Raw genomic sequence first — 25810 nt, forward strand, 5'->3', positions numbered from 1 at the left:
CGAACGGACACGTTCGGCGGGACGGCGGCGACATGGCACGGAGCGAGCGCACGAGAGAACCGAGACCGCACGCGCGATCGGCACCACCGCCCGGCGACGGGCGCCCGGCACGGGTCGGCGGCACCGCCCTCGCCCTCCTGGCGACCGCCGCGGTGACCGCCCCGCTCGCCGTCGGGCTCGGCCGGACCGGGTGGAGGGCGGTCGTCGACCTGGCCGCCCGGCCGGTGCTCGGCGCGAACGACGTGCCCGACCTCGTGGCGGGGCCGCTCCTCGTGGCCGGCGCCGCGGCGGCCGCCTGGTACGCGCTCACGGCGATCGCGGGCCTCGGCGTGCTCCTGCTCCCGCGGGCGGGGGCGGGCGCCCACCTGCGCCGATCGCTGACAGGTCTCGTCGGCAGCATCGGCGCTCCTGTGCTGCGGCGCGTCGCCACGGGCAGCGCGGTGGCGGGCCTGTCCCTGGGGCTGGCCGTCGCGCCCGCCGGGGCGACCACGGGCGGACCGGAGGGCACCGGCGACGGGCCCGACCTGCCGGCGGTCCCCACCCTCCCGGAGGTGCCGGACGCCCCCGACACCCCCGGCGGGCCCTGGGTCGACGGCCCGTCGCCCGCGGAGGCCGAGCCGGCGGGCGACGAGCCCACGGGGAACGAGCCGGCGACGTCGGCGTACACCGTCGCGCCGGGTGACTCCCTCTGGACGATCACCGAGGACCACCTCGGCCCCTCGGCCACCAGTGCGGAGATCGCCGAGGCATGGCCCGAGCTCTACGCGGCCAACGCCGATGCGGTCGGCGCCGACCCCCATCTCGTCCGCCCCGGCACCCACCTGACGGTGCCCGCCGCCCTGGAGTCCCGATGAGCGCCCAGCCCACCCACGAGCTCCGTCCGGTCCCCCTCCCGTCGGGACCCCGGCTCGCGGCGGTCCCCGACGCCCCCGGCCGTGTCACCCGCACGACGCCGCGCACCGGACCCGCCGTGGCACCTCACGCCCCGCGCACCTCCGACGAGCGGCCGTGGGACCGGGTGCGCTTCAGCGGCGAGTGCCGCAGGGGCGCCGAGCAGTTCGAGGAGGAGCCGACCGGCGAGCATGCCCCGTCGACCGACGAGGGGCTCGACCGCCTGGCGGCCGGGATCGCCCAGCACGCGGTCGAGGCGCTGCTCGGCTCCCGGTCGGCGGCGCAGCTGTCCCGGTGGCTCGCCCCGGACCTCTACGAGTCGCTGTCGCGGCGGGTCGGGCTCGCCGGCCGCCTCCAGGGACGCCCGCGACTCGTCCGGCACGTCGCCGTCCGGCACGTGCACGGGTGCGCGCCGAGCGAGCGTGCCCGCGAGGTCAGCGTCGTCCTCCACGACGGCGAGCGGGTGCGGGCGGCCGCCGTCCGGCTCGAGGCGTTCCGCTCGCGCTGGCGGGCCGTGGCCCTCGAGATCGGCTGACCGGCGGGCGACGCGCGACCCGGACGACCGGACGGCCGTGACCCCGGGGGGAGGTCACGGCCGTCCGGCAGCGGGTGGGCGGCCGGGCCACGGGGCCCGGCGCCGTCGGTGTCGCGGGGTCAGGCCCCCATCGACCGGAGCATCGAGGAGAAGTCGGGGACGGCGTCGAACTCGTCGGCCGTGTTCCGCGGGTCGGCGGCCGCCACGGCCGTGGCCAGCTCGCCGCCGGCGCGGGCGATGCGGCCGGGCAGGCTGCCGCCGTCGCGCCCCTCGGCGTCGCCGGCCCAGTCGTCCGTCGCGGCGTACACGCCGGTCGACATCGCGCGTCCCCGCAGGTAGGCCACGAGCGGCCGCACCGCGTAGTCGATCGCGAGCGAGTGCCGCGGGGTCCCGCCGGTCGCGCCGATGAGCAGCGGCGTGCCGTCGATCGCCCCCTGGTCGAGGATGTCGAGGAACATCTTGAGCAGGCCGGAGTACGACCCGGAGTAGACCGGGGTCGTCACCACGAGCCCGTCGGCCGAGGCTGTCGCGGACATCGCGTCCTCCAGGGCGCCCGTCCGCACCCCGGTGAGCATCGCGTTGAGGATGTCGTGGGCATGGTCGCGCAGGTCCACGGTCGTCACCTCGGCCGCGACCCCCTGCTCCCGCAGGGCGGTGACGGTGGCCTGGCCGAGCCGGTCGGCGAGCATCTGCGTCGAGGACGGCTGCGAGGTCCCGGCCGAGACCGACACGATGCGCCGGCCGGGAGCTCCGGCCGCGGCGCGGTCGTCGCCCAGGGGGCCCGGGCCGGCCTCGCGCGCGGCGTCGTCGTCGGGCAGGTCGAAGGGGAACGTCATGCTCAGACCTCCAGATCCTCGGCGCGGCGGCCGGTGACGTCGTCGCCGGTGCCGCCCACGTGGGCCGCGCCGGCCGTCCCGCCGGCGAGGGCGGCGGCGACGCGCTCGGCGTGGGTGGGGGCGGCGGCAGGCACGTGCGCGGGGCGGGTCGACTCGGCCTCCCTGCGCAGGGCCGGGACCACCTCGGTGGCGAGGAGGTCGATCTGCTCGAGCACCGTCTTGAGCGGCAGGCCCGCGTGGTCGATGAGGAAGAGCTGGCGCTGGTAGTGGCCGACGTTCTCCCACATCTTCCCGTAGCGGTCGATGACCTCCTGGGGCGAGCCGACGGTCAGCGGCGTCTCGGCGGTGAACTGCTCCATCGTCGGGCCGTGGCCGTAGACGGGCGCGTTGTCGAAGTAGGGGCGGAACTCCGTCTTCGCGTCCTGGCTGTTCGCGCGCATGAAGACCTGACCGCCGAGCCCGACGATCGCCTGGTCAGCCTGACCGTGGCCGTAGTGCTCGTAGCGCTCGCGATAGAACTGCACCATCCGCTTCGTGTGCCGCATCGGCCAGAAGATGTTGTTGTGGAAGAAGCCGTCGCCGTAGTACGCGGCCTGCTCGGCGATCTCGGGGCTGCGGATCGAGCCGTGCCAGACGAACGGCGCGACGCCGTCGAGCGGACGGGGGGTCGCCCTGAAGCCCTGGAGCGGGGTGCGGAACTTGCCCGACCAGTCGACGACCTCCTCGGTCCACAGCCGGCGCAGGAGCGCGTAGTTCTCGATCGCGAGGTTGATGCCCTCGCGGATGTCCTTGCCGAACCACGGGTAGACGGGGCCGGTGTTTCCACGGCCCATCATGAGGTCCATCCGCCCGTCCGAGATGACCTGGAGCATCGCGTAGTCCTCGGCGATCTTCACCGGGTCGTTCGTCGTGATGAGGGTGGTCGAGGTGGACAGGATGATGTTCTTGGTCCGCGCCGCGAGGTAGCCGAGCATCGTGGTCGGCGAGGAGGCGACGAACGGCGGGTTGTGGTGCTCGCCGGTGGCGAAGACGTCGAGCCCGGCGGCGTCGGCGTGCTCGGCGATGGTGAGCATCGCGCGCACCCGCTCGGTGTCCGTCGGCGTGCTGCCGGTCGTCGGGTCCGTCGTGACGTCGCTGACGGTGAAGATTCCGAACTGCATGTCGCCCCTCCTCGTGCTCGCTCGGTTCGATGCTTTTGCATCGATACTACCGCCAACGTCGCCGCCCCCGCATTCATTCCCCGCCGGCCGGGAGGGAGGTCACACCGCGGCCCGGGCGGGCACGGACGCGCCCGCGAGACCGGTCGGCGGGCGCCGGCAGGTCGGCGGGCGCCGGCAGGTCGGCGGGCGCCGGCAGGTCGGCGGGCGCCGGCAGGTCGGCGGGCGCCGGCAGGTCGGCGGGCGCCGGCGGGTCGGCAGGCGTCGCCCGGCGGGCGCACGAACGACGACGGCGACCCACCGTGGTGGGTCGCCGTCGTCGGGGTGGCGCGGGCCGCTCGGGGCCGGACCCTGCGTCAGCCGCGCTTGCGGGCCTTCTTCGCCTGCGCGCGCCGCTGGGCGCGGTTTAGCCCGTCAGCCCCGCCGTCGCCGTCCGCGGCGGAGTCGCCTCCTCGGGCCGGCCGACGGGTCGGCGCGTCGTCGTCGGCACCGGACGTCGCCGAGCTCGTGCCCGAGTAGGTCAGCCCGGTGGGGCGCCGCGGGGCGTCCAGGCCGAGCAGCTCGTCGTCCGTCGGTGTGGCGCCGGACCCCTCGCCCGCCGGGGCGTCGTCGGCGTCGCCCGTGGCGTCCTCGCCGAGGCCGGCGGCGTCCGGGGCGAGCCCGGCGGCGTCGTCCGAGGCGAGCGAGGCGGAGTCCTCCGGCGCCCCGCCGGCATCCGAGGACGCGTCCTCCGACGTGCTCGCGGACGCCGACGCGGCACCCCGCGCGCCGATCGCGGCGCCGGCCGCCGCGCCTCCGCCGGGCACGGGCGGCGCGGGCGTGGCCCCGCCGAGCGCGGACGCGGCGAAGGCGGACCCGGCGGCCGCGGCCTTCTGGGTCGCGGCGGTGCCGGTCCCCGTGCGGGGAGCGGCCGCCCCGGTGCGGGGAGCGGCCGTCGCGCGGCCCGCGGCCGAGACCGCCGTGGCCGCGGCGGAGGAGGCGTCGACCGCCGTCTGCCCGGCCGGCTTGATCTCGAGGTTGAACACGTAGCGGACGGTGTCCTCGCGGATGGCCTCGTTCATCGCCTGGAAGAACGTGAAGCCCTCGCGCTGGTACTCGACCAGCGGGTCGCGCTGACCGGCGGCGCGGAGCTGGATGCCCTGGCGCAGGTAGTCCATCTCGTAGAGGTTCTCGCGCCAGTGCCGGTCGAGGACGGACAGGACCACGCGGCGCTCGAGGCGGCGCATGAGGTCCTCCCCCACCTCCTCCTCGCGGGTGTCGTAGGCGACCGAGATGTCGGAGCGCAGCTCGGTGCGCAGGAGCTCGGGCGTCACGCGGTCACGGTGGCCGGCCTGGTCGACGAGGTCCTCCTCGGTCACCGACACCGGGTAGAAGGCACCGAGCTCCCCGAGGATCGCGTCGAGGTCGCTGTCCTCCGCCGCACCGCCGCCCGCGTGCTGGTCGACGATCGCGTCCACGAGGTCGGAGGCGAAGGTGCGCACCTGGTCCTCGATGTCCTCGCCGTGCAGCACCCGGCGGCGCTGCTCGTAGATGACGGTGCGCTGCTTGTTCATCACGTCGTCGTACTTGAGGACGTTCTTGCGCTGCTCGAAGTTGCGTGCCTCGATCGCCTCCTGGGCGCGCCGGATGCCCGACGACACCCACTTGTGCTCGAGCGCCATGTCGTCGGGGTAGGACGCGTTGTCCATGAGGCGGGCGGTCGGGCCGGAGCCGAACAGCCGCATGAGGTCGTCCTCGAGCGAGAGGTAGAACCGGGACTCGCCGGGGTCGCCCTGACGCCCGGCACGGCCGCGCAGCTGGTTGTCGATGCGGCGCGACTCGTGCCGCTCGGTGCCGAGGACGTACAGCCCGCCGGCGTCGAGCACCGCCTGGTGCTCGTCCTTGACCTGCTCCTGGGCGGCCTCGAGCGTCTCGGCCCACGCCGCCTCGTACTCCTCGGCGTTCTCGGTGGGATCGAGCCCCCGGTCGCGCAGCACGTTCTGGGCGATGTGCTCGGGGTTGCCGCCGAGCATGATGTCGGTGCCTCGGCCGGCCATGTTGGTGGCGACGGTGACGGCGCCCTTGCGGCCCGCCTCCGAGACGATCGCGGCCTCACGCTCGTGCTGCTTGGCGTTGAGGACGTCGTGCGCGACCCCGGCCTCCGACAGCAGCTCCGAGAGCCGCTCGGACTTCTCCACCGAGGTGGTGCCGAGGAGGACCGGCTGCCCGGTCTCGTGACGCTCCTTGACGTCGGCGACGATCGCCTTGTACTTCTGCTCGATGTTCTTGTAGACGAGGTCGCCCTCGTCCTTGCGGATCATCGGCTTGTTCGGCGGGATCGGCACCACGCCGATCTTGTACGTCGAGGAGAACTCGGCGGCCTCGGTCTCGGCCGTACCGGTCATGCCGGAGAGCGTGTCGTAGAGCCGGAAGTAGTTCTGCAGCGTGATCGTGGCGAGCGTCTGGTTCTCCGCCTTGATCTTCACGCCCTCCTTGGCCTCGATGGCCTGGTGCATGCCCTCGTTGTAGCGGCGTCCGCGCAGGCGACGGCCCGTGTGCTCGTCGACGATCGTCACCTCGCCGCCCTCGACGATGTAGTCCTTGTCCCGCTGGTAGAGCTCCTTGGCCCGCAGCGAGTTGTTGAGGAACGAGATGAGCGGGGTGTTGAGCGACTCGTAGAGGTTGTCGATGCCGAGCAGGTCCTCGACCTTCTCGATGCCGGGCTCGAGTATGCCGATGGTCCGCTTCTTCTCGTCGACGTCGTAGTCGACGTCCACCTCGAGCTTCGGCGCGATCTTCGCGAACGCCGCGTACCAGGGGTTGACGTCGCCCTCGGCCGGGCCCGAGATGATGAGCGGGGTGCGCGCCTCGTCGATGAGGATCGAGTCCACCTCGTCGACGATGACGAAGTTGTGACCGCGCTGGACGAGGTCGTCGGTGCTCAGCGCCATGTTGTCGCGCAGGTAGTCGAACCCGAACTCGTTGTTCGTGCCGTACGTGATATCGGCCGCGTACATCTCGCGCCGCTGGGCGGGCGTCTGACCGGAGAGGATGCAGCCGGTCGTCAGGCCGAGGAAGCGGTGGACACGCCCCATGAGCTCGGACTGGTAGGAGGCCAGGTAGTCGTTGACGGTGACGACGTGGACGCCCTTGCCCTCGAGCGCGTTGAGGTAGCTCGGCAGCGTGGCGACCAGCGTCTTGCCCTCACCGGTCTTCATCTCGGCGATGTTGCCCTGGTGGAGCGCGGCGCCACCCATGATCTGCACCCGGTAGTGCCGCTGGCCGAGCACGCGGCGGGCGGCCTCACGGACGACGGCGAACGCCTCGGGGAGGATGTCGTCGAGCGTCTCGCCGTCCTCGAGGCGCTCCCGGAACTCGGTCGTCTGCTCCTTCAGCTCCTCGTCGGTGAGGTCGACGAAGGAGTCCTCGAGCAGGTCGACCTGGTCGGCGATGGTGCCGAGCCGCTTGACGACCCGCCCCTCGCCCATCCGCAGGATCTTGTCGAGGATCGTTGCCACAGCGGCACTCCGTGAGGTGGTCCGTCGCCCCGGCGGGGCGGGCGCGCCGAGCTGCCGCGCCACCCGCCATGGTAGGCGTGCCGCACCGGGCCCGGGGCACGGCGGGTCACCTCCGGCGCCACGGGCGCCTCACACGCCTCCGACGGCGGAGCTCACCGGCCCGGCGAGATCCCCCTCGGCGCCGCTCGCGTCGATCCGGTCGGCCCCCACCCAGCGCGCGACCTCGGCGAGCTCGGCCGCGAGCGCCGCCGCGATCTCCTCCGCGCCGGGCCAGGCCGCGGGACCGCGGGTGGGCAGGTCGGGGACCTGCCCGGGGTCCTCGGCGTGGACCTCCTTGACGAGGAGCGCGCCGGCCGCCCGGTCGGCCTTGAGGTCGACGCGCGCGACGAGGTGCTCACCGAGCAGGAAGGGCAGGACGTAGTAGCCGTGCGTGCGCAGGTGGGCGGGGGTGTAGATCCCGATCCGGTAGTGCATCCCCCACAGGGCGGCGAGCCGCCCGCGCTCGAACACGAGCGGGTCGAACGGCGCCAGCAGCGCGCGGGCACGCACCGGTGACGGGGCCGGGGCGCCGGGAAGCCGGTAGTGGGGTCGGGCCAGGCCGCGGACCGCGACCTCCTCGAGAAGTCCGTCCTCGACGAGCTCGCCGACCGCCGTCGTCGTCGTCCCGATACGCAGCCGGTGGTAGTCCGCGAGCGCCCGGACGTCCGCCACCCCGTGGGCGCGGGCGGCCGCGAGGGTGAGCTCGCGCACCGCCTCCGGCCAGGACGGTGCGGGCTCGAGGGCGGCGGGCGGGAGCACCCGCTCCGGCAGGTCGAGGCGCTGCTCGAACGAGGCGGTCCGGCCGGCCACGGCGAGCCGTCCGGTGCGCCACATCCGGGTGACGGCGATCTTGAGCGGGGACCAGTTCCAGCCCCACTGGGTCTTCTCCGCCCGGTCGTGCGCGAGCGCGTCGTGCAGCTCGGTGGCCGACATCGCCCCACGGTCGGTGATCGCCGCCTCGACCTCGGCCATCACCCGCGGGTCGCCGAACTCGTCCGCACGGAAGCGCTCCTCCTCGGCTGCGCGGCGCGCGGCCTGGAGCGCGTACGTGCGCGGGGGAACGAGGGAGGCCTCGTGGCACCAGGTCTCGACGAGGAGGCGAGGTGCGCGGCCCGTCGCGCGCTCGAGGATCGCCGGGTCGTAGGGGCCGACGCGTGCGAGGACGGGCAGCGTGTGCGCACGAGCGAGGACGTTGACCGAGTCGATCTGCAGCAGCGCGGTGTCCGCGATCGCGCGAGCGACATGCCGCCGCGCGGGCCAGGCGGGACGGCGCCGGGCGAGGCCCTGCGCCGCGATCGCGACTCGGCGCACCTGACGGATCGACATCTGCTGGACCGGCATCGCGCCATCGTGCCACCGGGCGCCGACATGCCCCCGCCCGGCAGGTCGGCCGGGCGGGAGCGCGGGTCAGCAGGTGGAGTCGAGCCGGAGCACGCCGTACGACCAACCCTTGCGGCGGTAGACCACGCAGGGCTGACGGGTCTCGGAGTCGACGAAGAGGAAGAACGGGTGCCCCACCATCTCCATCTCGTACAGGGCCTGGTCCACCGTCATGGGCTCGGCCTTGTGCAGCTTGTCCCGCACGATGACCGGCGAGTCACCGAGCTGGGTCTCGACCGCCTCGCCGGGGCTCGTCGACGGGGCCGGGTGCTCCGCGATCGGCGCGTCGCCGGCCAGCCCGTCCTGGGGCTCGTGCTGCTCGACGTCGAGCGGGGGCGCGGCGGGCAGCGCACGGTTCGCGTGCCGCTGCCGGTCCTTGCGCCGGTCGTGGTGCCTCCGCAGCCGCTCGAGCAGCTTGCCGGTCGCGAGGTCGAGCGCCGCGTACCGGTCGGCGGCGCTCGCCTCCGCCCGGATCACCGGCCCCTTGTCCCGCAGCGTGATCTCGATCCGCTCGGCCTGGTCGGCCAGCCGGGGGTTCTTCTCGAGCGTGAGCTCGACGTCGACGCGCTGCGTGCGCGGAGCGAGCTGGGTGACCTTCGCGAGCTTGTCCTCCACGTGGGAACGGAAGCGGTCGGCGACATCCGTGCCGCGGCCCTTGACGACGATCTCCATGGTGACCTCCATCGGTCGGTGCGGGGGCGGACGTGACGGGCCCGCCTCTCGAAACTCCGGCGCCGTGGGCGCCGGTCAGGGTGCGTGCGACCTCCTCCCTCCCGGGGGACGGAACAGCCACCCGTCGCGTCTCCGCGTCCCGGGTGGCTCCATGCACCAACGTTACCCGGTTCGCCCCGTCCCGGACACCTGGCGGACACCCTGGCGCGTGCCCGGTCGCAGGTCACCGGCCCGGAGCCCGCGCCCCGGCGACGACGAGGGCGCCGAGCACGTCCGCACCGGCCCCGCGCAGGGACTCCGCGCAGGCGGCGAGGGTCGCGCCGGTGGTCAGCACGTCGTCGACGAGGAGCACCGCGGTGCCGGCGGGGACCGGCGCGCGCAGGTCGGGCGGGCGGCTCCGGTTCGCCACGCGGGAGCGGGCCGACGAGCCGCGCTGCCGGGCCGGGCCACCCGCACGCCGCAGGAGGTCGACGGACGCGATCCGCAGGCGCGCCCGCGGGGTCGGACCTGACGACGGGGCATCGGCTGCGCGGGCGGCGGCGTCGGCCAGCCCGGCAACCACGGCGTCGGCGAGCTCGACGGCGACGAGCATGCCGTGCCGGCGTCGCATTGCGCCTGAGGGGGCGGGGACGACGAGCAGCGTGCCCCCGGCGTCGTCGCCCCGGACGTCGCCGGCCAGGAGGGGCCACATCCGTGACCCGGCGAGCCGTCCGGCGTCGACCAGCTCGCGCCGGAGGTGGCCGCACCGGCCCGTCTTCCAGTCGATGACGATGCGACGGAGCGGGCCGTGGTAGTCGCCGAGGGACCAGGCACGCAGGACGGGCTCGTCGAACCCGGCGAGCAGCGGAGCGCCGTCCGTGCACTCCGCGGGCCCGGCGGTGAGCAGGCGCCGGCACGTCCGGCACAGCGCGACGCCCCACGTCCCGCACCCGGCGCACTCGGCGGGCACGACGAGCTCGAGCGCGGCCAGGAGCGGCGCGGGCAGGCGTGCGCGGGAGCGGTCGCGGGGATCAGGTGGTCGCACCCGGGCAGGATCGCCGCCGCATGCGCGCCCCCGCGGGCCGCACCCGTCCGGGCGGTGGATCGCCCTGCCGGTGCGACGCCTGTGGACCCGCGTGCCGGGGTCAGCCCGGATAGGCCGGGTCGGCGAGATCGTCGGCCACGCGCGTCCAGGAGGCGCCCGTGCGCTCGTAGATCCCGTCGTCCGACGTCTGCACGACGATCGAGGTCTCCCCGCGCCCGCCCGTCAACGACACCGCGCCCTGGAGCACGGGCAGCGGCTCGGTGTCGCCGCCGATCCGGACGAGGTAGGGGCGGGGGCCGGGGTCGGTGGCCGTGCGGCCGAGCACCACCAGGGTGGTGGAGTCGATCCACGCGAGGTCGGTCGCGTCGACGAGGCCGACCCCGACCCGGGCCTGGGCCGTCCCGAGCGAGCGGGGCGTGTCGTCCGTCGCGCGCTGGACGCCCGCGACCTCGACGAGCACCGAGCCGCCCTGCTCCCGGATCACCGCGACCCGCGACCCCTCGCGGGACACGCGCAGGGCCCGGACGACCGACCCGTCGAGCCACGGGGCGTCGACCTCGGCCGTGCCTCCGCTCGGCACGGCGGTGCGCAGGGAGCCGGTGTTCGTCGTCTCGCCGGTCCACGCCCAGCCGTAGCGGTCCATCGACGGCGCGACGAGGTTCGAGCCCGAGACGACGAGGCGGGCGCTGCGGCCGGCCGTGGGCGCCGCCATCATCCGGGTCGGGCCGTCGAGGTAGACCTGCCCGTCGGGCGGGTCGGCGGGCGAGCCCGCCGGTGCCGACGCCTCGCCGGTGCGGGGCGCGGCGGCACCGGTCACGCGCACGGCCAGCCCGCCGTCGAGCTCGACGAGCTCGCCGTCGGATACCGCGAGCAGCGGCTGCGGCCTGTACGGGTAGGCGGGCAGCTGCGGCACCGAGCCGATCGCGAGCGCGTTGCCCCCGACTGTGACGGTGACGTCGGAGACGCCGGGCACGGCCGCGAGCGTGCGGCGCAGCTGCGCCACGAGCAGCTCGCGCTCCCGGCTCGAGGCCTCGAGGACGTCGTCGGTGAGGTCGACCGTGGCGACTCCGTCGGCCACGTCCACCGAGCTGAGCACGAGCCGGGTCGAGAGCGGGGCGGGCGTGAGGACCGCCGGCTCGAGCCAGGCCGAGGGACCGGACAGGACCCCCTGGACGAGGGAGGCGGCCAGGTGCTGGCGCGGGTAGTGGCGCAGGTCGGCGACCACCGTCTCGCCGTCCGCCGCCGGGAAGTACAGCGGGGCGGCGGTGTACTGCACGGAGAACGACTCGGCCGAGAGCAGGACGCCGTCCTCGAGGTCGATGATCCGCCACTCGCCGTCGTCGTCGCGGGCCAGCGTGAAGTCCGTGACGATCTCGTGGTCGCTCGCCGACTCCGTGTAGTGGCCCGACCCGTCGACGACCGCGAGGAGCTCGGTGCTCACCGAGACCCCGCCGTCGTCCGTCGTCGCGATCGACGGCTCCACGTGGTCCGCGTAGACGCGCGCCTGGGCGAGGGGCTGCCAGCCGGTCGTGGCCTGCCCGCCGAGGAACTCCCGGGCGACCGAGAAGTCGTCGGCGAACCCCGTGGCGCTGGCCGCGAGGAAGCCCTGGACGACCTCCTCCGGGGTCGCGCCCTCCTGCGGCCCGCGCGCGTACAGGCCGAGCGACGGCGCGGCCGAGACGGTCGGGTCGGCGGCGACGACGGGCCCCGAGCCGGGCAGCTGCGCGCAGCCGGCGAGCAGGGCGAGGGCCAGGAGCGGCGCGAGCACCTTCGCCGCCGCGCGCCGGAACGCGGAAGCGGGTACGGCACCGGGCGGCGACCCGGCCCGGGACGGGAGCCGGCGCGCCGTCATCGCTCCTCCCCACGCGCGTCGAGCGCCGGCGGGACGAGCCCGACGAGCGGGGCGGCGAGCGCCGGCTCCACGCTGGCGTCGTCGGGCCACAGCTCGATCGGCGAGGGACCGACCTCTCCCCCGTCCTCGCGTGGGAGCGTGAGGAGGAAGGCGGCGCCCTCGCCGGGCCGCCCCGCGGCGGCGAGCGTCCCGCCGTGCAGGCCGACGTCCTCCTGAGCGATGGACAGCCCGAGACCGGTGCCGCCGGTCGTGCGGGTGCGCGCGGTGTCGCCGCGCCAGAAGCGGTCGAAGACCCGGTCGGCCTGCTCCTCGGACATCCCCACGCCGTGGTCGCGGACGAGCACCGCGACCGACCGGTCGTCGGCGGCGACGGTGAGGTCGACGGGACGTCCCTCGGAGTGCTCGATCGCGTTGACGAGCAGGTTGCGCAGGACCCGTTCGATGCGGCGCGCGTCGACCTCGGCGATGCAGACCGGGGTCACGCGGTGCACCCGGACCTCCGTCCCCTTGCTCTCCGCGAGCAGGATGTGGCCCTCGACCACGCCCTCGACGAGCTCGCCGAGGTCGGTCGGTCCGACCTCGAGGGTCGCCGCGCCGGCGTCGAACCGCGAGATCTCGAGCAGGTCGGCGAGCATGTGGTCGAAGCGCTCGATCTGCGCGACGAGGAGCTCCGCCGACCGGCGCACCGGCGGGGGGAACTCGTCGCGCTGGTCGTGGATGAGGTCCGCGGCCATGCGGATCGTCGTCAGCGGCGTGCGCAGCTCGTGCGAGACGTCGGAGACGAACCGCTGCTGCAGCCGGGACAGCTCGGACATGTCCTTGATCTGCTGCTGGAGCGAGTCGGCCATCTCGTTGAACGACTCGCCCAGGCGGGCGACCTCGTCCGAGCCGCTGACGTCCATCCGCTCGTCGAGGAGCCCGGCCGCGAGGCGCTCGGCCGTGCGCGATGCCTGCCGCACCGGCCGCAGCACCCACCTGAGGACGAGGGCGGCGATCGCGGCGACGAGGGCGACCAGGGCGAGTGCCGCGACCCCGAGGACGGAGGTGACGACGGCGATCATCTGCTGCTCGGGCTGGAGCCCGTAGACGGTGTAGAGCTCGTACTCGCCAGCCACCGGGAGGACCACGGGCGCCCCGACGACGATCGCCGGCACCTCCTCGCCGTCCATCGACACCGTGGCGGACTGCCAGTGCAGCGACGCCCCCGGCTCGACGGCCGCGTGCATCTCCGCGGAGATGACGTCGCGGATGGCGGCCGAGCTCGTCGGCTCGAGGATCGTGGGCCCGGACTGGTGCTCCTCGTCGCGGGTGATGACCGTGCCGATCACCCCCGGAGCCGCTCCCTGACTGAGGTCGACGATGTCCGTCGCGGCCTGCTGGGCCTCGCTGGGGGTGGAGGAGAGCGAGTCGTCCAGGGTCGCCTGGGCCCGTGCGGCGCGGTCGGCGGCGTCACCGACGACCTGCTCGACCCGGGCGTCGAAGAGCCGGTCGCGGATCTCCACCGAGACCACGGCTCCGATGATCCCCAGGCCCAGCATCCCCCCGATCGCGGTCACGGTGACGACGCGGACCGCGAGGGAGCCGCGCCACCGGCGCGCGAGGTCGAAGGCCCGTCGGCGGAGCCGGGCGCGCCATGACCTCTTGCGTGCCGGCCGCGCGGGCGTCCGTCCCGCCGTCCCGGTGGCCTCCGGCACCTCACCGCCGGCCCCCTCCGCGCGGGAGGGGCGGGAGTGGGTGGTCGAGGTCGAGGCCTCCGACGTCGGGGCCGGTCGCTCCGACCCCGCCGGCGTCGGCTCGTCGGGCGAGCTCACGCCTGGACGGGCCCGGCCCGGTAGCCCACGCCGCGGACCGTGACGACGACCTGGGGGTTCTCCGGGTCGAGCTCCACCTTGGCGCGCAGGCGCTGGACGTGGACGTTGACGAGCCGGGTGTCCGCCGAGTGCCGGTAGCCCCACACGGTCTCGAGCAGCTGCTCGCGCGTGAAGACCTGTCGAGGCTTGCGGGCGAGCGCCACGACGAGGTCGAACTCGAGCGGCGTGAGCGAGATGAGCTCGTCACCCCGCCGCACCTCGTGGGCGGCCACGTCGATGTCGAGGTCGCTGATCCGCAGGCGCTCCGGGTCCACGTCCTCCTGCCGGCGCAGGCGCGCGCGGATGCGGGCGACGAGCTCCTTGGGCTTGAACGGCTTCTGGACGTAGTCGTCCGCACCGGCCTCGAGCCCGGCGACCACGTCGAGCGTGTCGGACCGCGCCGTGAGCATGACGATCGGGACGTCGGACTCCGCGCGGATGATGCGGCAGATCTGGATGCCGTCGAGCCCCGGCAGCATGAGGTCGAGCAGCACGATGTCCGGGTGCGTCTGCCGGAAGGTCTCCGGCGCCGCGGCGCCGTCGGCGACATGCACGACGTCGAACCCCTCGGACTGCATGACGATCCCGATCATCTCGGCCAGGGCGACGTCGTCGTCGACGACAAGGAGTCGAGCACTCATGGCCCCAGTGTCCTACACGGACCGGGCAGTTCAGTCGGCGGGCGCGCCGTGAATGCGTGGCACGATGTCGCGCAGGTGACGACGACGGAGGCGGGATGACGCAGGGCGGCGCGGGGAACGACCCGCGGGGACCGTACGGCGGGTGGGACGGGCAGGCCTCGTCCCCCTCCGGAGACGGCGACCCCGGTGGGTACGGGCAGTACGGCGCGGACCCCACCGCACCCGTCGAGCAGCCCCCGACGGGGCAGTACGGCCAGTACGGAGCCGGCCCCACCGCGGGTCCTCCCGCACCGGGCGCGTGGGGCGCCCCGGGCGGGACGACGCCGGGCACGGCGTCGTCGGGCTACGGCCAGTACGGGGCGGCCGACGCCCCGGGCTCCGGCGCCTGGGTGGCCGACAGCCTCGCCGGCGGCCGGCCGGGGATCATCGCGCTGCGCCCGCTCGGCGTGGGCGAGATCCTCGAGGGTGCGTTCCGCTCCGTCCGGCACAACCCGGGCACGATGTTCTTCTACGCCGGGGTCGTCAGCGTCCTCACGCTGGTCCTGTCCCTGGCGACCAGCTGGCTCTCGGTCAACGCCACGCAGTCGATGACCATCGAGGAGTCGGCCGGCGTGCAGGGCTTCTCGAGCTTCGCGCTCGGCATCGTCACGGCACTGACCTCGCTGATCGCGACCGGCGCCCTCGTCGTCTCGGTCAGCCGGTCGGCGATCGGGAAGAAGGCGTCGATCGGCGAGGTCTGGACGGCGGTCAAGGGCCGGATCCTCTCGCTCGTGGGTCTCAGCCTCCTGCTCGGCCTCATCATGACGGGCCTGGCGTTCGTCACCGGCATCATCATGTCGGTGGTCGCCTTCGCGTTCCTCGCGGCCGTCATCGGATCGTTCGACGGCTCGACGACCGGTATCACGACGGCGGTCGCCGTCGTCGTCATCGCCCTGCTCGCGTCGTCGATCCCGGCGATCATCATCATGATCCGGCTGTCACTGTCCTACCCGGCGGTCGTCCTGGAGAAGGCCGGGCCGGGACGCGCCCTGTCCCGCTCCTGGTCGCTGACGTCGCAGTCCACGTGGCGGCTCGTCGGCGTGTACCTGCTCACCGCCATCATCGCGATCGTCATCGCGGGGGTCGTCTCGCTGCCCGTCGGGCTGCTCGGCGGCGCCGCGGGACTGTCCGACACGGTCGTCCTCGTGCTCACCACCGTGGTGTCCGTGCTCGTCAACCTCATCATCACGCCGTTCACGGCCGGCGTGACGTCGCTCGTCTACATCGACCAGCGCATGCGGCGCGAGGGGCTCGACGTCCAGCTCGCCCGCGCCGCCTCGGACCGTGCCTGACCTCCTCACCGGTCGGATCGCGGAGGTCCCCGTCACGCCGGACGCCCCCGAGGCGCACGAATGGGCCGTCGACGAGCTCTCCCGCCGGATGTACGACACCTCGCCGGGCCTCCTCTCGCGCGTGCTCGACAGCATCGGCGACGCCCTGCGCAGCCTGCTCGAGGGCATCACGAGCGGTGGCTCGTCGGTCTCCCCGAGCCTCCTGCCGTTCGTCGTCGTCGGGGCGATCCTCGCCGTGGTCGTCATCGCTCTCGTCCTCGCCGGACCGGTCCGGACCCGCATGCGGCCCCAGGTGCCGACGGCGTCCGGGGTGCTCTTCGAGGACGAGCGCGGCTCGCGGGACCTGCGCGCCGCGGCGGACGAGGCGGCCCGCGCGGGCGACTACTCGCTCGCCGTGATCGAGCGGTTCCGGGCGATCGTCCGTGCCCTCGACGAGCGGGCCCTCATCGAGGACCGCCCGGGGCTGACCGCGCACGAGGCCGCCGGCCTCGGCTCGCGCGCGGTGCCCGGGCTCGCGGACGAGCTGACCTGGGGCGCGCGCCTCTTCGACGCCGTGCGGTACGGGGACACGACGGCCGCCCACGACGACGACGAGCGCCTGCGGGCCCTCGACGACGCCGTGCAGCGCGTCCGCCGGCCCGCCGGGCAGGAGTCCGTCGAGGCCGGCGCCGCCGAGCTGCCGCCCTCGCTGCACGGGGTGCTCGGATGAGCGCGGACGCGTCCGGCGGCACCGTACCCACGACGGACGCCGCGACGACCGACGCCGCGGACCGGTCCGACACGGTCGACGAGCTCGTCCCCGAGATCGGCGAGGTCACCTCGGGCGCGCCGACCCGCCGCACGTCCCGGCGCAGGACGATCCTGCGCGTGGGCATCCTCGCCGTGGTCCTCGCCGCCCTCGGGCTCATGATGTTCCTCCGCTCCGCGGAGCGCGACGCGGACCCGCTCTCGGCGCACAACCCCCGACCGGGGGGCGCCCAGGCCACCGCCGAGATCCTGCGCGACCAGGGCGTGGACGTCGCGGTCGTCGACAGCCAGCGGGAGGTCCTCTCCCTCGCCGGCGAGGGGACCACCGTGCTCGTGACGAACGCCCGCCTGCTCACCGAGGACGCGGCCGCCCAGCTGGCCGGCACGGGGGCCGACCTCGTCCTCGTCAACCCGACGACCCCCGTGCTGCGCGGACTCGGGTCGCCGCTCGAGACCACCGGCGGCGGCAGCCAGGACCCGGTGCAGGCCGACTGCGAGGACCCCGACGCCGCGGCGGCGAGCCGGATCGGCCCGTTCCGCGGCGGCCTCGCCGGCTCCGGCGCCGACGTCACCACGTGCTTCACGCCCGACGACGCCTCCGCGTACGCCGTGTGGGACGGGGAGGGGCCGGCCGTCCGCGCGCTCGCCGACGGCTCCCTCATGTCGAACGAGCGCCTCGACGAGGACGGCCACGCGGCGCTCGTGCTGCGCGCCCTCGGCCACCACGAGAACCTCTACTGGTTCACCCCCGTCGACCCGGTCGAGGCCGTCGACCTCTCGGCGACCCCGCCCCCGGAGCCGCTGTCCCCGCGCTGGATGCTGTACGTCGGCTGGGCGGCGGGGTTCGCGGTCCTCGTCCTCGCCCTCGCGCGCGGGCGCAACCTGGGCCGCGTCATCCCCGAGCCCCTGCCCGTGGTCGTCCGGTCCGCCGAGACCGTCCGCGGGCGCGGGGCCCTCTACCGCCGGTACGGCGCGACCGCCCACGCCGCCGCCGGGCTGCGCGGCGGCGCCGCGGCACGGCTCGCCCGACGCCTGGGCCTGCCCCCGTCGGTCCACCGGACCGACCTCACCGACGCCGTCGCCCGCGCGAGCGGACGCGACGAGGCCTGGGTCCGCGACCTCTTGTACGGCGCACCGCCGACCACGGGCGCGGACCTCGGCCGCCTGGCCACCGACCTGGACACCCTGGAGAGCGAGGTTCACCGACCGTGACCCACCACCCCGAGAACGACCGGTTCGCACCGCGTGACCAGCAGGCCTGGGGGCCGGGCCGTCCCGGGCCGGGCTCCCCCGGCGCTCCCGGCGGGCCGGCCCGGCCCGGGGCCCCCGCGGGCCGCCCCGCCCGCGGCCACGACGAGTCGCCCGAGGCCCGGGCCGCCCGCGACCGGCTCGGCGCCCTGCGCGCCGAGGTCGGCAAGGCGGTCGTCGGCCAGGAGGGGGCGGTGACCGGGCTGCTCATCGCGCTCGTCTCGGACGGCCACGTCCTCCTCGAGGGCGTCCCCGGCGTCGCGAAGACGCTCCTCGTCCGCACCCTGGCGACCGCCCTGTCGATGGACACCAAGCGGGTCCAGTTCACCCCCGACCTCATGCCCGGCGACATCACGGGCTCGCTCATCTACGACGCCCGCGCCGCCGAGTTCTCCTTCCGGCCGGGCCCCGTGTTCACCAACCTCATGCTCGCCGACGAGATCAACCGCACGCCCCCGAAGACGCAGTCGGCGCTGCTCGAGGCCATGGAGGAGCGTCAGGTCACCTCCGACGGCGAGGCCCGCCGCCTCCCCGACCCCTTCATGGTCATCGCGACGCAGAACCCGGTCGAGCACGAGGGCACCTACCCGCTGCCCGAGGCCCAGCTCGACCGCTTCCTCCTCAAGCTCGTCCTCGACCTGCCCGCACGGGAGGAGGAGATCGAGGTCCTGCGCCGCCACGCCGCCGCGTTCGACCCGCGCAACCTCGCGGGCGCCGGCGTCGTCCCCGTCGCAGGTCCCGCCGACCTGGCCGTCGCCCGCGCCGAGGTGGCCCGGGTGGAGGTCGCGCCCGAGGTGCTCGGCTACGTGGTCGACCTCGTGCGCGCCACCCGGACCTCACCCGCGCTCTCCCTCGGGGTCTCCCCCCGCGGCGCCACCGCCCTCCTGGCCACGGCCCGCGGCTGGGCCTGGCTCACGGGTCGCACCTACGTCACGCCCGACGACGTCAAGGCGCTCGCGGTCCCGACCCTTCGGCACCGCGTCGCCCTCCACGCGGAGGCCGAGCTCGAGGGCGTCACCGCCGTGGGCGTCCTCCAGGGCCTGCTCTCCTCGGTCCAGGTCCCGCGCTGATGCTCCCCACCCCGCTCGCCGCGGCGCTCGCCGGGCTCGGGGTGGTGGCCGTGGCGCTGCACCCCACCTGGGTGACGCTCGCGATCTGGATCGCGGTCGTCGTCCTGGTCGTGCTCGGCGACGCCCTGCTCGCGCCGAGCCCGAAGGCGCTGCGCATCACGCGCGACGCGCCCCGGGCCGTGCGCCTGGGCAACCCCGCGACGGTCACGCTCACGGTGTCCAACGACTCCCGGCGCCGTGCCCGCGGCACGCTGCGGGACGCGTGGCCCCCGTCCGCGGGCTTCGGAGAGGACGCCGGTCCGGACCGGGCCGGGGCCGACCGCCACCGGCTCGACGTGCCCCCGGGCGAGCGCCGGCGCATGCGCACCGTCCTGCTCCCCCTGCGCCGCGGCGAGCGTGTCGCCGGCGCGGTCACCGTCCGGCTGACCGGCCCGCTCGGCCTCGGCTCCCGGCAGGCCTCGCTCGACGTCCCCGCGACCGTCCGCGTGCTGCCCGCGTTCCGCTCGCGCCGGCACCTGCCCTCGCGGCTCGCCCGGCTGCGCGAGATGGACGGCCGGGCGAGCGTGCTCGTGCGCGGCCAGGGCACGGAGTTCGACTCGCTGCGCGAGTACGTCCTGGGTGACGACGTGCGGTCGATCGACTGGCGGGCCACGGCCCGGCGCGGCGACGTGCACGTGCGGACGTGGCGGCCCGAGCGGGACCGGCGGGTGCTCGTCGTCGTCGACTCGGGACGCCTGTCCGCCGCGCGGCTCGGCGACGAGCCCCGGCTCGACGCGTCCATCGAGGCGGTCCTCCTGCTCGCGGCGCTCGCCTCGCACGCGGGCGACCGGGTCGACGTCGTCGCGGTCGACGCCGAGGTCCGGGCCCGCATCACCGGCATGGCCGGCCCCCGGCTCATGAGCGGCCTCGCGGACGGCCTCGCGGTGGTGGAGCCCGCGCTGCTCGAGACCGACTGGACCACCGTGGCGCAGACGGTGGGCGAGACGCTCTCGCAGCGGGCGCTCGTCGTGCTGCTCACGGCGATCGACCCCTCGACGATGAGCTCCGGCCTCCTGCCCGTCGTGCGCCGCCTCGCGCGGGACCACACGGTCGTGGTCGCCGGCGTCGAGGACCCGGCCGTCGAGGAGCTGCGGCAGGACCGCTCGGACTCCCTCGCCGTGTACGACGCGGCCGCGGCGGAGCGCGCCGGGCTCGAGCGCGAGGCCGTGGCGACCCGGGTACGGCAGGCGGGCGCCGACGTCGTCCAGGGCCTGCCCGACCAGATCGCCCCGCGCCTGGCCGACGCCTACCTCGCGCTCAAGGCGGCCGGCCGCCTGTGACCACCCGCGGGTGACGACCTGACCGCGGCGACCCGCCCGTGACGAACGGCCGGTGACGAACAGCCGGTGACGGCGTGCCCGTGACGCGGCGCCGACGGTGCCGTCAGCCGGCCTCGGCGACCCGGTAGCCGGCGTCGTCGTCGGCGAGGTCGGCGGTGAGCTGCGCACGGTGCGCCCGGCCGCCGGCCCACAGGGTCCACACCCAGAAGGCCACCCAGACGATCGCGCCGATGACGATCTTCACCCACCAGTCCAGGGCGGTCGTCCCGGTCACGTACCCCTCGACCAGGCCCGAGACGAGCAGGACGACGACGAGGGCCCCCGCCACCGTGATCGTCGTGCGTCCCTCGACCGCCAGCGCCGTCTGCCGGCGCCGCCCCCCGGGCACGAGCATCGTCCAGAACAGCTTGAGACCGGCCCCGCCCGCCACGAAGATCGCGGTCAGCTCGAGCAGTCCGTGCGGCGCGAGGAGCGAGAAGAACACGGACAGGTCGCCGTGGACGGCCATGACCGCGCCGGACTGCCCGATCGAGACGGCGTTGAGCGCGAGGACCTGGACCGGCCAGACGCCCGTGATGCCCAGCCCGATGGTCTGGGCCGCGATCCACGCGTTGTTCGTCCACACCTGGGCGGCGAAGTCGTGGGACGGGTAGTTCGAGTAGTAGGCCGCGAACTGCTCGTCGGCGTAGCTCTCCAGCTGGGCCGTGGACCCGAGCTCGGCGAGCGCCCCGGGGGTCGTCGCGAAGTACCAGCCCGCGGCGAACGCGACGAGGAGGAAGGCGACCGTCACCCCGTGGGTCCACCACCGCACGCGCCACAGGGCGAGCGGCATCGTCACGAGGAACAGGTCGCGCACGGCCCGCCAGCTGATCTCGTGGGTCCCGGTGATCCTCCCGCGCGCGCGGGCGAGCATGTCCGAGAGCCGTCCGGTGACGTAGGCGTCGGCCGAGCGCGTGCGGACCCGGGAGAGGTCGGCCGAGGTCGCCTGGTAGAGGCGGACGAGCTCGTCGGCCTCCTGGCCGGTCAGGGTGCGCCGGCCGGCGAGGTCGTCGAGCCGCTCCCAGCGGCCGGACCGCACCGCTCCCAGCGCCTCGGCATCCACGCGTCGTACCCTGCCACACGTGGCCGCCTCCCCCGCTCCCCCCGCCCGTCGCGGACGACCGCGCGACCAGGCCGGGGCGCTGACGTCGGCGGGGCTCGCCGGGGACGTCGTCGTCACGTCGGAGGCGGTCGCGCTCGACCTCGCGCCCACCGGGTTCGCCACGCGCGTGCTGTCCGGCCTGCTCGACGGCTTCGCCTACCTCGTCGGGCTGCTGGCCTCCCTGCTCATCGTCGTCGGGCTGCTCGACGACGGCATCAACGAGGCTCAGCTGCAGACCCTCGTCATCTCCTTCATGGCCCTGTGGTGGGTCGTCGCGCCGATGACGGTCGAGGCGATCAGCCGCGGCCGCTCGCTCGGGCGGATCGCCACCGGGACACGGGTGGTGCGCGACGACGGCGGACCCGTCCGGCTGCGGCACTCCGCCGTGCGCGCGCTCGTGGGGGTCGGCGAGCTGTGGCTCACCGTCGGCGGCGGGGCGATCATCGCCTCCCTCGCCTCGGCGCGCGGGCAGCGGCTCGGCGACCGGCTCGCGGGGACGATCATCGTGTCCGTGCGCGCCTCGGAGGCGCTCCGGCTCCCCCTCGTCATGCCGCCCGAGCTCGGCACCTGGGCGAACGGTCTCACCGTGCGCGCGATGCCGGCGACCCTCGCGGCCGCGGCCCGCGACCTGCTCGGCCGCACGGCCCTGATGACGCCTCAGACGCGTATCCGGGTCGCCCGCTCGCTGGCCGCCCAGGTCGAGCCATTCGTCTCCCGCCCGGCACCGCCCGGGACGCACCCGGAGCGGTTCCTCGCGGCCGTCCTCGTCGTGCGGCGGGACGCCGAGCGGAAGAGGCTCGCGGCGGCGCAGGAGCTCGAGGACCGCTCGGCGGCGCTCATGCTCCGTCTCCCCCACGAGGTGACCGACTACGCCTGACCGGTCACCGCCGGCCCGTTCGTCGTCGCGCCCTTCGTCGTCGGGCCGTTCGTCAGTCCCGCCCGGTGAACGTGAGCGGACGCCGCCGGTTCGTCAGTGCCCGCCGGTGGAGTCCTGGACCCCCTCCGGGTCCGGCGCGGGATCGACCTCCCAGGTCTCCCGCCCGGCGGGGATCGCCCCCTCATCGAACGGCGCGGGCTCGATGTAGATCTGGAGGCGCAGCGGCACGGAGTCCCGCGCCCGCACCTCGGCGGCATCGATCGCGCGTGCGACGTCGGCGGCGGTCTCGACCGCGGGGACGGCGACCTTGGCGGCCACGAGCACCTCGTCGGGCCCGAGGTGGAGGGTGCGCATGTGGATGATGCGCTCGATGTCCTCGCCGTCGACCAGCGACCGCTCGATGGCGTCGTGGTGCTCGGGCAGCGCGGACTCGCCGACGAGCATGGAGATCATCTCGCGGGCGAGGAAGATCGCGATGACGACGAGGAGCACGCCGATCGCGCCCGAGCCGATGGCGTCCCACCGGCCGTCGTCGGTCGCGAGGGTCATGCCGACCCCGAACAGACCGAACACGAGGCCGAGGAGCGCCCCGGTGTCCTCGAGGATGATCGTCGGGATCTCCGGCGAGCGGGACTCCTTGAGGTACCGGAACCACGAGCGGTCGCCCTTGACCGCGGCCCCCTCCTTGAGGGCCGTCCGCAGGGCGAAACCCTCGAGCACGAGCGCGAGGAGCAGGACCGCGACGGGCACCCACTTCCAGTCGGTGATCGGGTGCGGGTCGCTGAACTTGTGCCACGCCTCGTACATCGCGAACAGGCCGCCGAGCGAGAACAGGACGATCGAGACGACGAACGCGGCGACGTAGCGCACCCGTCCGTAGCCGAACTGGTGGACCTCGGAGGCCTTCTTCGTCGCCCGGCGCCCGCCGATGAGGAGCAGCGCCTGGTTGGAGGAGTCCGCGACGGAGTGGACACCCTCGGCGAGCATCGAGCTCGAGCCGGTGAGCAGCCAGCCGAGGAACTTCAGCACGGCGATGCCGAGGTTCGCGAACAGAGCGGTGATGACGGACTTCATTCCGGAGCCGGCGGCCATGGTCGTCCTTCGTGGGCTGGTGGCTGTCGCCCGCGGTCCCGGGCGGCACGAGTGTAGGGGCACGGTGGCTCGGCCGGTCGCACGCGAGGGCTCACCTCCCACCTCTGCGAGCCTGGTCACATGGGGCGAACTCCCCGCCCTTATCGCTCGACGGATCCGGTCCGGTCCGTCAAGGTGGTCGCCATGCGGTCCATGTCGCGGGTCCTCGTCGTGCCTGCGGGCATGCTTGCGCTCGCCCTGACCCTCGGCGCCTGCTCGGACGGCCCGTCCGTCAGCTCCCGGTCCCCCTACGCGGACGACCCGGCCCCCTCGGCGCCCTCGCTCCCGAGCACCCCTCCCGGCACGGACCCGGACGCCGACCCGTCGGAGTCGCCGACCGAGGACGGGACGGACCCCGCGGACTCGCCCGACGGCACGGAGACGCCGTCCTCCGGCGAGGCGCCCACCACGGACGACGAGGAGTCCACGGAGACCCCGACCGCCACGCCGGACACGCGCCCGGAGGACCCGACCGAGGCTCCGAGCGAGGCGCCGACCGCCGCCCCCACCGAGGCACCGACCTCGGGCGAGGAGGACGAGCCGGTCGAGCAGCGCCCCGGCGGCCAGGACATCCGCGCGGCCGCGGGGGCCGCCCTGTCCGCCTACCCGGGGGCCGCGCTCGTCTCGGTGGTGCACCGCGACGACAACTCGGGCGAGGTCCCGCCGCCGGACACCGGCTACGTCGTGGTCCTCGTGGCCGGCCCGGACCGGGTCGAGGTCTCGCTCGACTCCGCGTACGGGGTGGTCGGGGCCGAGGTGAGCCCCGCCGACACCGTGCTGCGGGCACTCGCCGAGGAGGACGTCATCAGCGCCGACACCGCGCTCGACCAGGCCCTCGCGAGCGGCCTGCTCGAGGGGGAGGTCGTGCGCAGCATCGAGCTCGTGTCGTTCTCCGGGGCGCTGACGTGGGACATCCACGTGTTCGGCACGTCCGAGCGCGTGGCGTCGATCGCCGCCGAGGCCGCCGGGTCCGAGGAGAGCTCGTCCGCGGTGCCGTCCGCCCCGGGCTCCGAGTCGCCCACGGACTGACCGGCCGACCAGGTCGGGAGGCGCGCGGCGTCAGTCGTCGTCGCGCGGGGGTCAGTCGTGCGGGCCGAGCGAGGCGGGACACGGCCCGAGAGCGGGCAGCGCCCGGCAGCGGTCAGAGCCGGGCAGCGGTCAGAGCGACCGGGCCTCGTCCTCGAGGAGGATCGGCACGCCGTCACGCACCGGGTAGGCCAGGCCGGCCGCGGCCGAGCGAAGCTCCGCGGTGCCGTCCGGTGCCACGGCGTCCGTCAGCTCGTCCCCGGTGACCGGGCAGCGCAGCAGCGCCCGCACCCACGGCTCGAGCTCGCCGCCGCCGACGGTCACGCCGTCGGCCCGCACCGCCTGGGCGACCGGTCGGTCGGTCGGCTCCTGGGCAGCCTTCCCGCGGAGCGCCTGTTCCTGGCCGTCCCGTCCGACGGACTCGTCGTGGGTCATCGCTGCTCGCTCTCGTCGGTCGTCGCGTCGTCGCCGCCACGCAGGAGGCGCAGGTGCCCGCGCCGGGTGATCTCGTGCTCCCGCGCCGGCGGCTCACCGGTCAGGGGGGCGGGTGTCCCGCGGTGCATCGCGACGGCGCGCTCCGCCGGCCGGTGCTCGCGCGGACCGCGCGCGGCCGCGGCCCGGACCGCGTCGGCGAGCGCCTCGATGTCGTCCGACGACGGCGGTGCCGCCTCGAAGGAGGTGCTCAGCCGGACGACGTCCCAGCCGCGCGGGACGGACAACCGCGAGGCGTGGACGTCGCACAGGTCGTAGGCGTGAGGCTCCGGGGTCGCCGACAACGGACCGAGCACGGCGGTGGAGTCGGCGTACACGTAGGTCAGGGTGGCGGCGGCCGAACGGGTGCACGACGGCTTGGTGCACTGGCGGACGGCTCTCACACCTGCTGACGCTACCTGGTCCACCGGCCCGGGCGCGGCTCCGTCACGCGTCTCGTGCGCCACTGCCGGGGTGCGGGGTGGCAGGTCCCGGCGGCGACGCGGCAGCCGGACGACGACGGCACGGCCGCTCGTCCTAGGATCGCCAGGTGTCCGAGTCCACGGGCCCCGCGGTGGGGCCGCACCTGCCCGCGCTCCCCGCGCGACGCGACGGCCGCCGCCGCGAGCGCCACGGTCGCGGACCACGTGGCCCGCTCCTCCCGTGGCAGCTGCCCGGCTGGCGGACCCGGGCGGACCGGTTCGACGACCTCCTGCTCGACGCCGTCGAGCGCCTGGAGAAGGGCTGGGCCGCGGAGCTCTCCGGCGTGGAGATCGCGGTCGAGGACGTCCCGCCGTCGGACCCCGCCCCGTGGGAGCACCGGGCGATCGCCCTGGGCCGGTACTACGCCGGCGACCGGGCCGCCGGGCTGCCCCGGCGCATCGTCGTCTACCGGCGCCCGGTGGAGTCCCGCGCCGTCGACGCCCACGACCTCGGCGAGCTCGTCACCGCGGCGCTCGTCGAGCAGGTGGCGGCGATGCTCGGCCGCACGCCCGGCGAGATCGACCCGGACCACCCGGGCGCCTGAGCGACGCCTGCCGGCGGACTCCCCCCGTGCCGGGCGAGCGCCGTCACC

General features: G+C 75.1%; 23 protein-coding genes. 10 read left to right on the plus strand and 13 right to left on the minus strand.

Annotation, left to right across the window (positions count from 1 at the left end; genetic code table 11):
- Positions 1 to 152: 152 nt before the first annotated feature.
- Entirely contained in the window at positions 153 to 854 is a 702-nt protein-coding gene (locus tag ACPYO6_RS09230) for a LysM peptidoglycan-binding domain-containing protein (protein WP_425714563.1), read from the plus strand.
- Entirely contained in the window at positions 851 to 1426 is a 576-nt protein-coding gene (locus ACPYO6_RS09235; RefSeq protein ID WP_425714564.1) for an Rv3235 family protein, read from the plus strand. Before ACPYO6_RS09230 ends, ACPYO6_RS09235 begins: the two co-directional genes overlap by 4 nt.
- Positions 1427 to 1545: 119 nt before the next feature.
- Here ACPYO6_RS09235 and ACPYO6_RS09240 read toward each other — a convergent pair whose 3' ends face one another.
- The 9 genes from ACPYO6_RS09240 to mtrA all read right to left on the minus strand — a co-directional run bounded on the left by ACPYO6_RS09240 (position 1546) and on the right by mtrA (position 14374).
- Positions 1546 to 2262, minus strand: a complete 717-nt coding sequence (locus tag ACPYO6_RS09240) for a CE1759 family FMN reductase (protein ID WP_425714565.1) — start codon at positions 2260 to 2262, stop codon at positions 1546 to 1548.
- 2 nt (positions 2263 to 2264) lie between these two features.
- Positions 2265 to 3422 (minus strand): LLM class flavin-dependent oxidoreductase, encoded by a 1158-nt coding sequence (locus ACPYO6_RS09245; RefSeq protein ID WP_425714566.1) that lies wholly within the window; start codon positions 3420 to 3422, stop codon positions 2265 to 2267.
- 353 nt (positions 3423 to 3775) lie between these two features.
- Positions 3776 to 6886: a preprotein translocase subunit SecA gene (gene secA, locus ACPYO6_RS09250; protein WP_425714666.1), complete on the minus strand. Its 3111-nt coding sequence runs from the start codon at positions 6884 to 6886 to the stop codon at positions 3776 to 3778.
- A gap of 159 nt (positions 6887 to 7045) precedes the next feature.
- The gene (locus tag ACPYO6_RS09255) at positions 7046 to 8296 is read right to left on the minus strand and encodes a winged helix-turn-helix domain-containing protein (protein ID WP_425714567.1); all 1251 of its coding nucleotides are present in this window, start codon (positions 8294 to 8296) and stop codon (positions 7046 to 7048) included.
- A gap of 66 nt (positions 8297 to 8362) precedes the next feature.
- Positions 8363 to 9007 carry a ribosome hibernation-promoting factor, HPF/YfiA family gene (hpf, locus tag ACPYO6_RS09260; RefSeq protein ID WP_425714568.1) on the minus strand — a complete coding sequence of 215 codons (645 nt, stop codon included), beginning with the start codon at positions 9005 to 9007 and terminating at the stop codon, positions 8363 to 8365.
- 223 nt (positions 9008 to 9230) lie between these two features.
- Entirely contained in the window at positions 9231 to 10031 is an 801-nt protein-coding gene (locus tag ACPYO6_RS09265) for a ComF family protein (RefSeq protein ID WP_425714569.1), read from the minus strand.
- Between the two features lie 100 nt (positions 10032 to 10131).
- Positions 10132 to 11883 carry an LpqB family beta-propeller domain-containing protein gene (locus tag ACPYO6_RS09270; protein ID WP_425714570.1) on the minus strand — a complete coding sequence of 584 codons (1752 nt, stop codon included), beginning with the start codon at positions 11881 to 11883 and terminating at the stop codon, positions 10132 to 10134.
- Positions 11880 to 13694, minus strand: a complete 1815-nt coding sequence (mtrB, locus tag ACPYO6_RS09275) for an MtrAB system histidine kinase MtrB (protein WP_425714571.1) — start codon at positions 13692 to 13694, stop codon at positions 11880 to 11882. Before mtrB ends, ACPYO6_RS09270 begins: the two co-directional genes overlap by 4 nt.
- A complete protein-coding gene (mtrA, locus tag ACPYO6_RS09280) occupies positions 13691 to 14374 on the minus strand; it encodes an MtrAB system response regulator MtrA (RefSeq protein ID WP_425714572.1) in 684 nt (227 codons plus the stop codon). The genes mtrB and mtrA overlap by 4 nt, the downstream gene beginning before the upstream one ends.
- Before the next feature lie 95 nt (positions 14375 to 14469).
- Between mtrA and ACPYO6_RS09285 the strand changes: the two genes are divergently transcribed.
- Genes ACPYO6_RS09285 through ACPYO6_RS09305 form a run of 5 tightly spaced genes read left to right on the plus strand, consistent with a single transcriptional unit; the run spans position 14470 to position 20089 of the window.
- Complete coding sequence (locus ACPYO6_RS09285) at positions 14470 to 15705, plus strand: glycerophosphoryl diester phosphodiesterase membrane domain-containing protein (protein ID WP_425714573.1); 1236 nt, start codon at positions 14470 to 14472, stop codon at positions 15703 to 15705.
- Complete coding sequence (locus tag ACPYO6_RS09290; RefSeq protein WP_425714574.1) at positions 15698 to 16414, plus strand: DUF4129 domain-containing protein; 717 nt, start codon at positions 15698 to 15700, stop codon at positions 16412 to 16414. The genes ACPYO6_RS09285 and ACPYO6_RS09290 overlap by 8 nt, the downstream gene beginning before the upstream one ends.
- Complete coding sequence (locus tag ACPYO6_RS09295; protein WP_425714575.1) at positions 16411 to 17664, plus strand: DUF4350 domain-containing protein; 1254 nt, start codon at positions 16411 to 16413, stop codon at positions 17662 to 17664. Before ACPYO6_RS09290 ends, ACPYO6_RS09295 begins: the two co-directional genes overlap by 4 nt.
- Positions 17661 to 18770 carry an AAA family ATPase gene (locus tag ACPYO6_RS09300; RefSeq protein ID WP_425714576.1) on the plus strand — a complete coding sequence of 370 codons (1110 nt, stop codon included), beginning with the start codon at positions 17661 to 17663 and terminating at the stop codon, positions 18768 to 18770. Before ACPYO6_RS09295 ends, ACPYO6_RS09300 begins: the two co-directional genes overlap by 4 nt.
- A complete protein-coding gene (locus ACPYO6_RS09305; protein WP_425714577.1) occupies positions 18770 to 20089 on the plus strand; it encodes a DUF58 domain-containing protein in 1320 nt (439 codons plus the stop codon). The genes ACPYO6_RS09300 and ACPYO6_RS09305 overlap by 1 nt, the downstream gene beginning before the upstream one ends.
- A gap of 103 nt (positions 20090 to 20192) precedes the next feature.
- Here the strand turns inward: ACPYO6_RS09305 and ACPYO6_RS09310 are convergent, their stop codons facing one another.
- Entirely contained in the window at positions 20193 to 21191 is a 999-nt protein-coding gene (locus ACPYO6_RS09310; protein WP_425714578.1) for a stage II sporulation protein M, read from the minus strand.
- Between the two features lie 19 nt (positions 21192 to 21210).
- Between ACPYO6_RS09310 and ACPYO6_RS09315 the strand changes: the two genes are divergently transcribed.
- Positions 21211 to 22107: an RDD family protein gene (locus ACPYO6_RS09315; protein WP_425714579.1), complete on the plus strand. Its 897-nt coding sequence runs from the start codon at positions 21211 to 21213 to the stop codon at positions 22105 to 22107.
- A 93-nt stretch (positions 22108 to 22200) separates the two neighbouring features.
- Here ACPYO6_RS09315 and ACPYO6_RS09320 read toward each other — a convergent pair whose 3' ends face one another.
- Positions 22201 to 23199 carry a cation diffusion facilitator family transporter gene (locus ACPYO6_RS09320; RefSeq protein WP_425714580.1) on the minus strand — a complete coding sequence of 333 codons (999 nt, stop codon included), beginning with the start codon at positions 23197 to 23199 and terminating at the stop codon, positions 22201 to 22203.
- Positions 23200 to 23382: 183 nt separating this feature from the next.
- On the opposite strand from ACPYO6_RS09320, the gene ACPYO6_RS09325 reads away from it, so the two are divergent.
- Complete coding sequence (locus tag ACPYO6_RS09325; RefSeq protein WP_425714581.1) at positions 23383 to 24267, plus strand: hypothetical protein; 885 nt, start codon at positions 23383 to 23385, stop codon at positions 24265 to 24267.
- A 129-nt stretch (positions 24268 to 24396) separates the two neighbouring features.
- Here ACPYO6_RS09325 and ACPYO6_RS09330 read toward each other — a convergent pair whose 3' ends face one another.
- Together ACPYO6_RS09330 and ACPYO6_RS09335 are read right to left on the minus strand one after the other, a co-directional pair.
- Positions 24397 to 24699 carry a Trm112 family protein gene (locus ACPYO6_RS09330; RefSeq protein ID WP_425714582.1) on the minus strand — a complete coding sequence of 101 codons (303 nt, stop codon included), beginning with the start codon at positions 24697 to 24699 and terminating at the stop codon, positions 24397 to 24399.
- On the minus strand, positions 24696 to 25139 hold the full coding sequence (locus ACPYO6_RS09335; protein ID WP_425714583.1) for a DUF3499 domain-containing protein: 444 nt from the start codon (positions 25137 to 25139) through the stop codon (positions 24696 to 24698). Before ACPYO6_RS09335 ends, ACPYO6_RS09330 begins: the two co-directional genes overlap by 4 nt.
- Before the next feature lie 146 nt (positions 25140 to 25285).
- Between ACPYO6_RS09335 and ACPYO6_RS09340 the strand changes: the two genes are divergently transcribed.
- Positions 25286 to 25762, plus strand: a complete 477-nt coding sequence (locus ACPYO6_RS09340) for a metallopeptidase family protein (RefSeq protein WP_425714584.1) — start codon at positions 25286 to 25288, stop codon at positions 25760 to 25762.
- Positions 25763 to 25810 lie beyond the last annotated feature (48 nt).

Source organism: Georgenia sp. Z1344, assembly GCF_049856295.1.
GTDB lineage: Bacteria > Actinomycetota > Actinomycetes > Actinomycetales > Actinomycetaceae > JB111.

Coding starts and splice junctions, on each gene's coding strand:
- ACPYO6_RS09235 (WP_425714564.1), top strand. CDS start 851: ATGAGCGCCCAGCCCACCCACGAGCTCCGTCCGGTCCCCCTCCCGTCG.
- ACPYO6_RS09240 (WP_425714565.1), bottom strand. CDS start 2,262: ATGACGTTCCCCTTCGACCTGCCCGACGACGACGCCGCGCGCGAGGCC.
- ACPYO6_RS09245 (WP_425714566.1), bottom strand. CDS start 3,422: ATGCAGTTCGGAATCTTCACCGTCAGCGACGTCACGACGGACCCGACG.
- secA (WP_425714666.1), bottom strand. CDS start 6,886: ATGGGCGAGGGGCGGGTCGTCAAGCGGCTCGGCACCATCGCCGACCAG.
- ACPYO6_RS09255 (WP_425714567.1), bottom strand. CDS start 8,296: ATGCCGGTCCAGCAGATGTCGATCCGTCAGGTGCGCCGAGTCGCGATC.
- hpf (WP_425714568.1), bottom strand. CDS start 9,007: ATGGAGATCGTCGTCAAGGGCCGCGGCACGGATGTCGCCGACCGCTTC.
- ACPYO6_RS09270 (WP_425714570.1), bottom strand. CDS start 11,883: ATGACGGCGCGCCGGCTCCCGTCCCGGGCCGGGTCGCCGCCCGGTGCC.
- mtrA (WP_425714572.1), bottom strand. CDS start 14,374: ATGAGTGCTCGACTCCTTGTCGTCGACGACGACGTCGCCCTGGCCGAG.
- ACPYO6_RS09285 (WP_425714573.1), top strand. CDS start 14,470: ATGACGCAGGGCGGCGCGGGGAACGACCCGCGGGGACCGTACGGCGGG.
- ACPYO6_RS09295 (WP_425714575.1), top strand. CDS start 16,411: ATGAGCGCGGACGCGTCCGGCGGCACCGTACCCACGACGGACGCCGCG.
- ACPYO6_RS09305 (WP_425714577.1), top strand. CDS start 18,770: ATGCTCCCCACCCCGCTCGCCGCGGCGCTCGCCGGGCTCGGGGTGGTG.
- ACPYO6_RS09320 (WP_425714580.1), bottom strand. CDS start 23,199: ATGGCCGCCGGCTCCGGAATGAAGTCCGTCATCACCGCTCTGTTCGCG.
- ACPYO6_RS09325 (WP_425714581.1), top strand. CDS start 23,383: ATGCGGTCCATGTCGCGGGTCCTCGTCGTGCCTGCGGGCATGCTTGCG.
- ACPYO6_RS09330 (WP_425714582.1), bottom strand. CDS start 24,699: ATGACCCACGACGAGTCCGTCGGACGGGACGGCCAGGAACAGGCGCTC.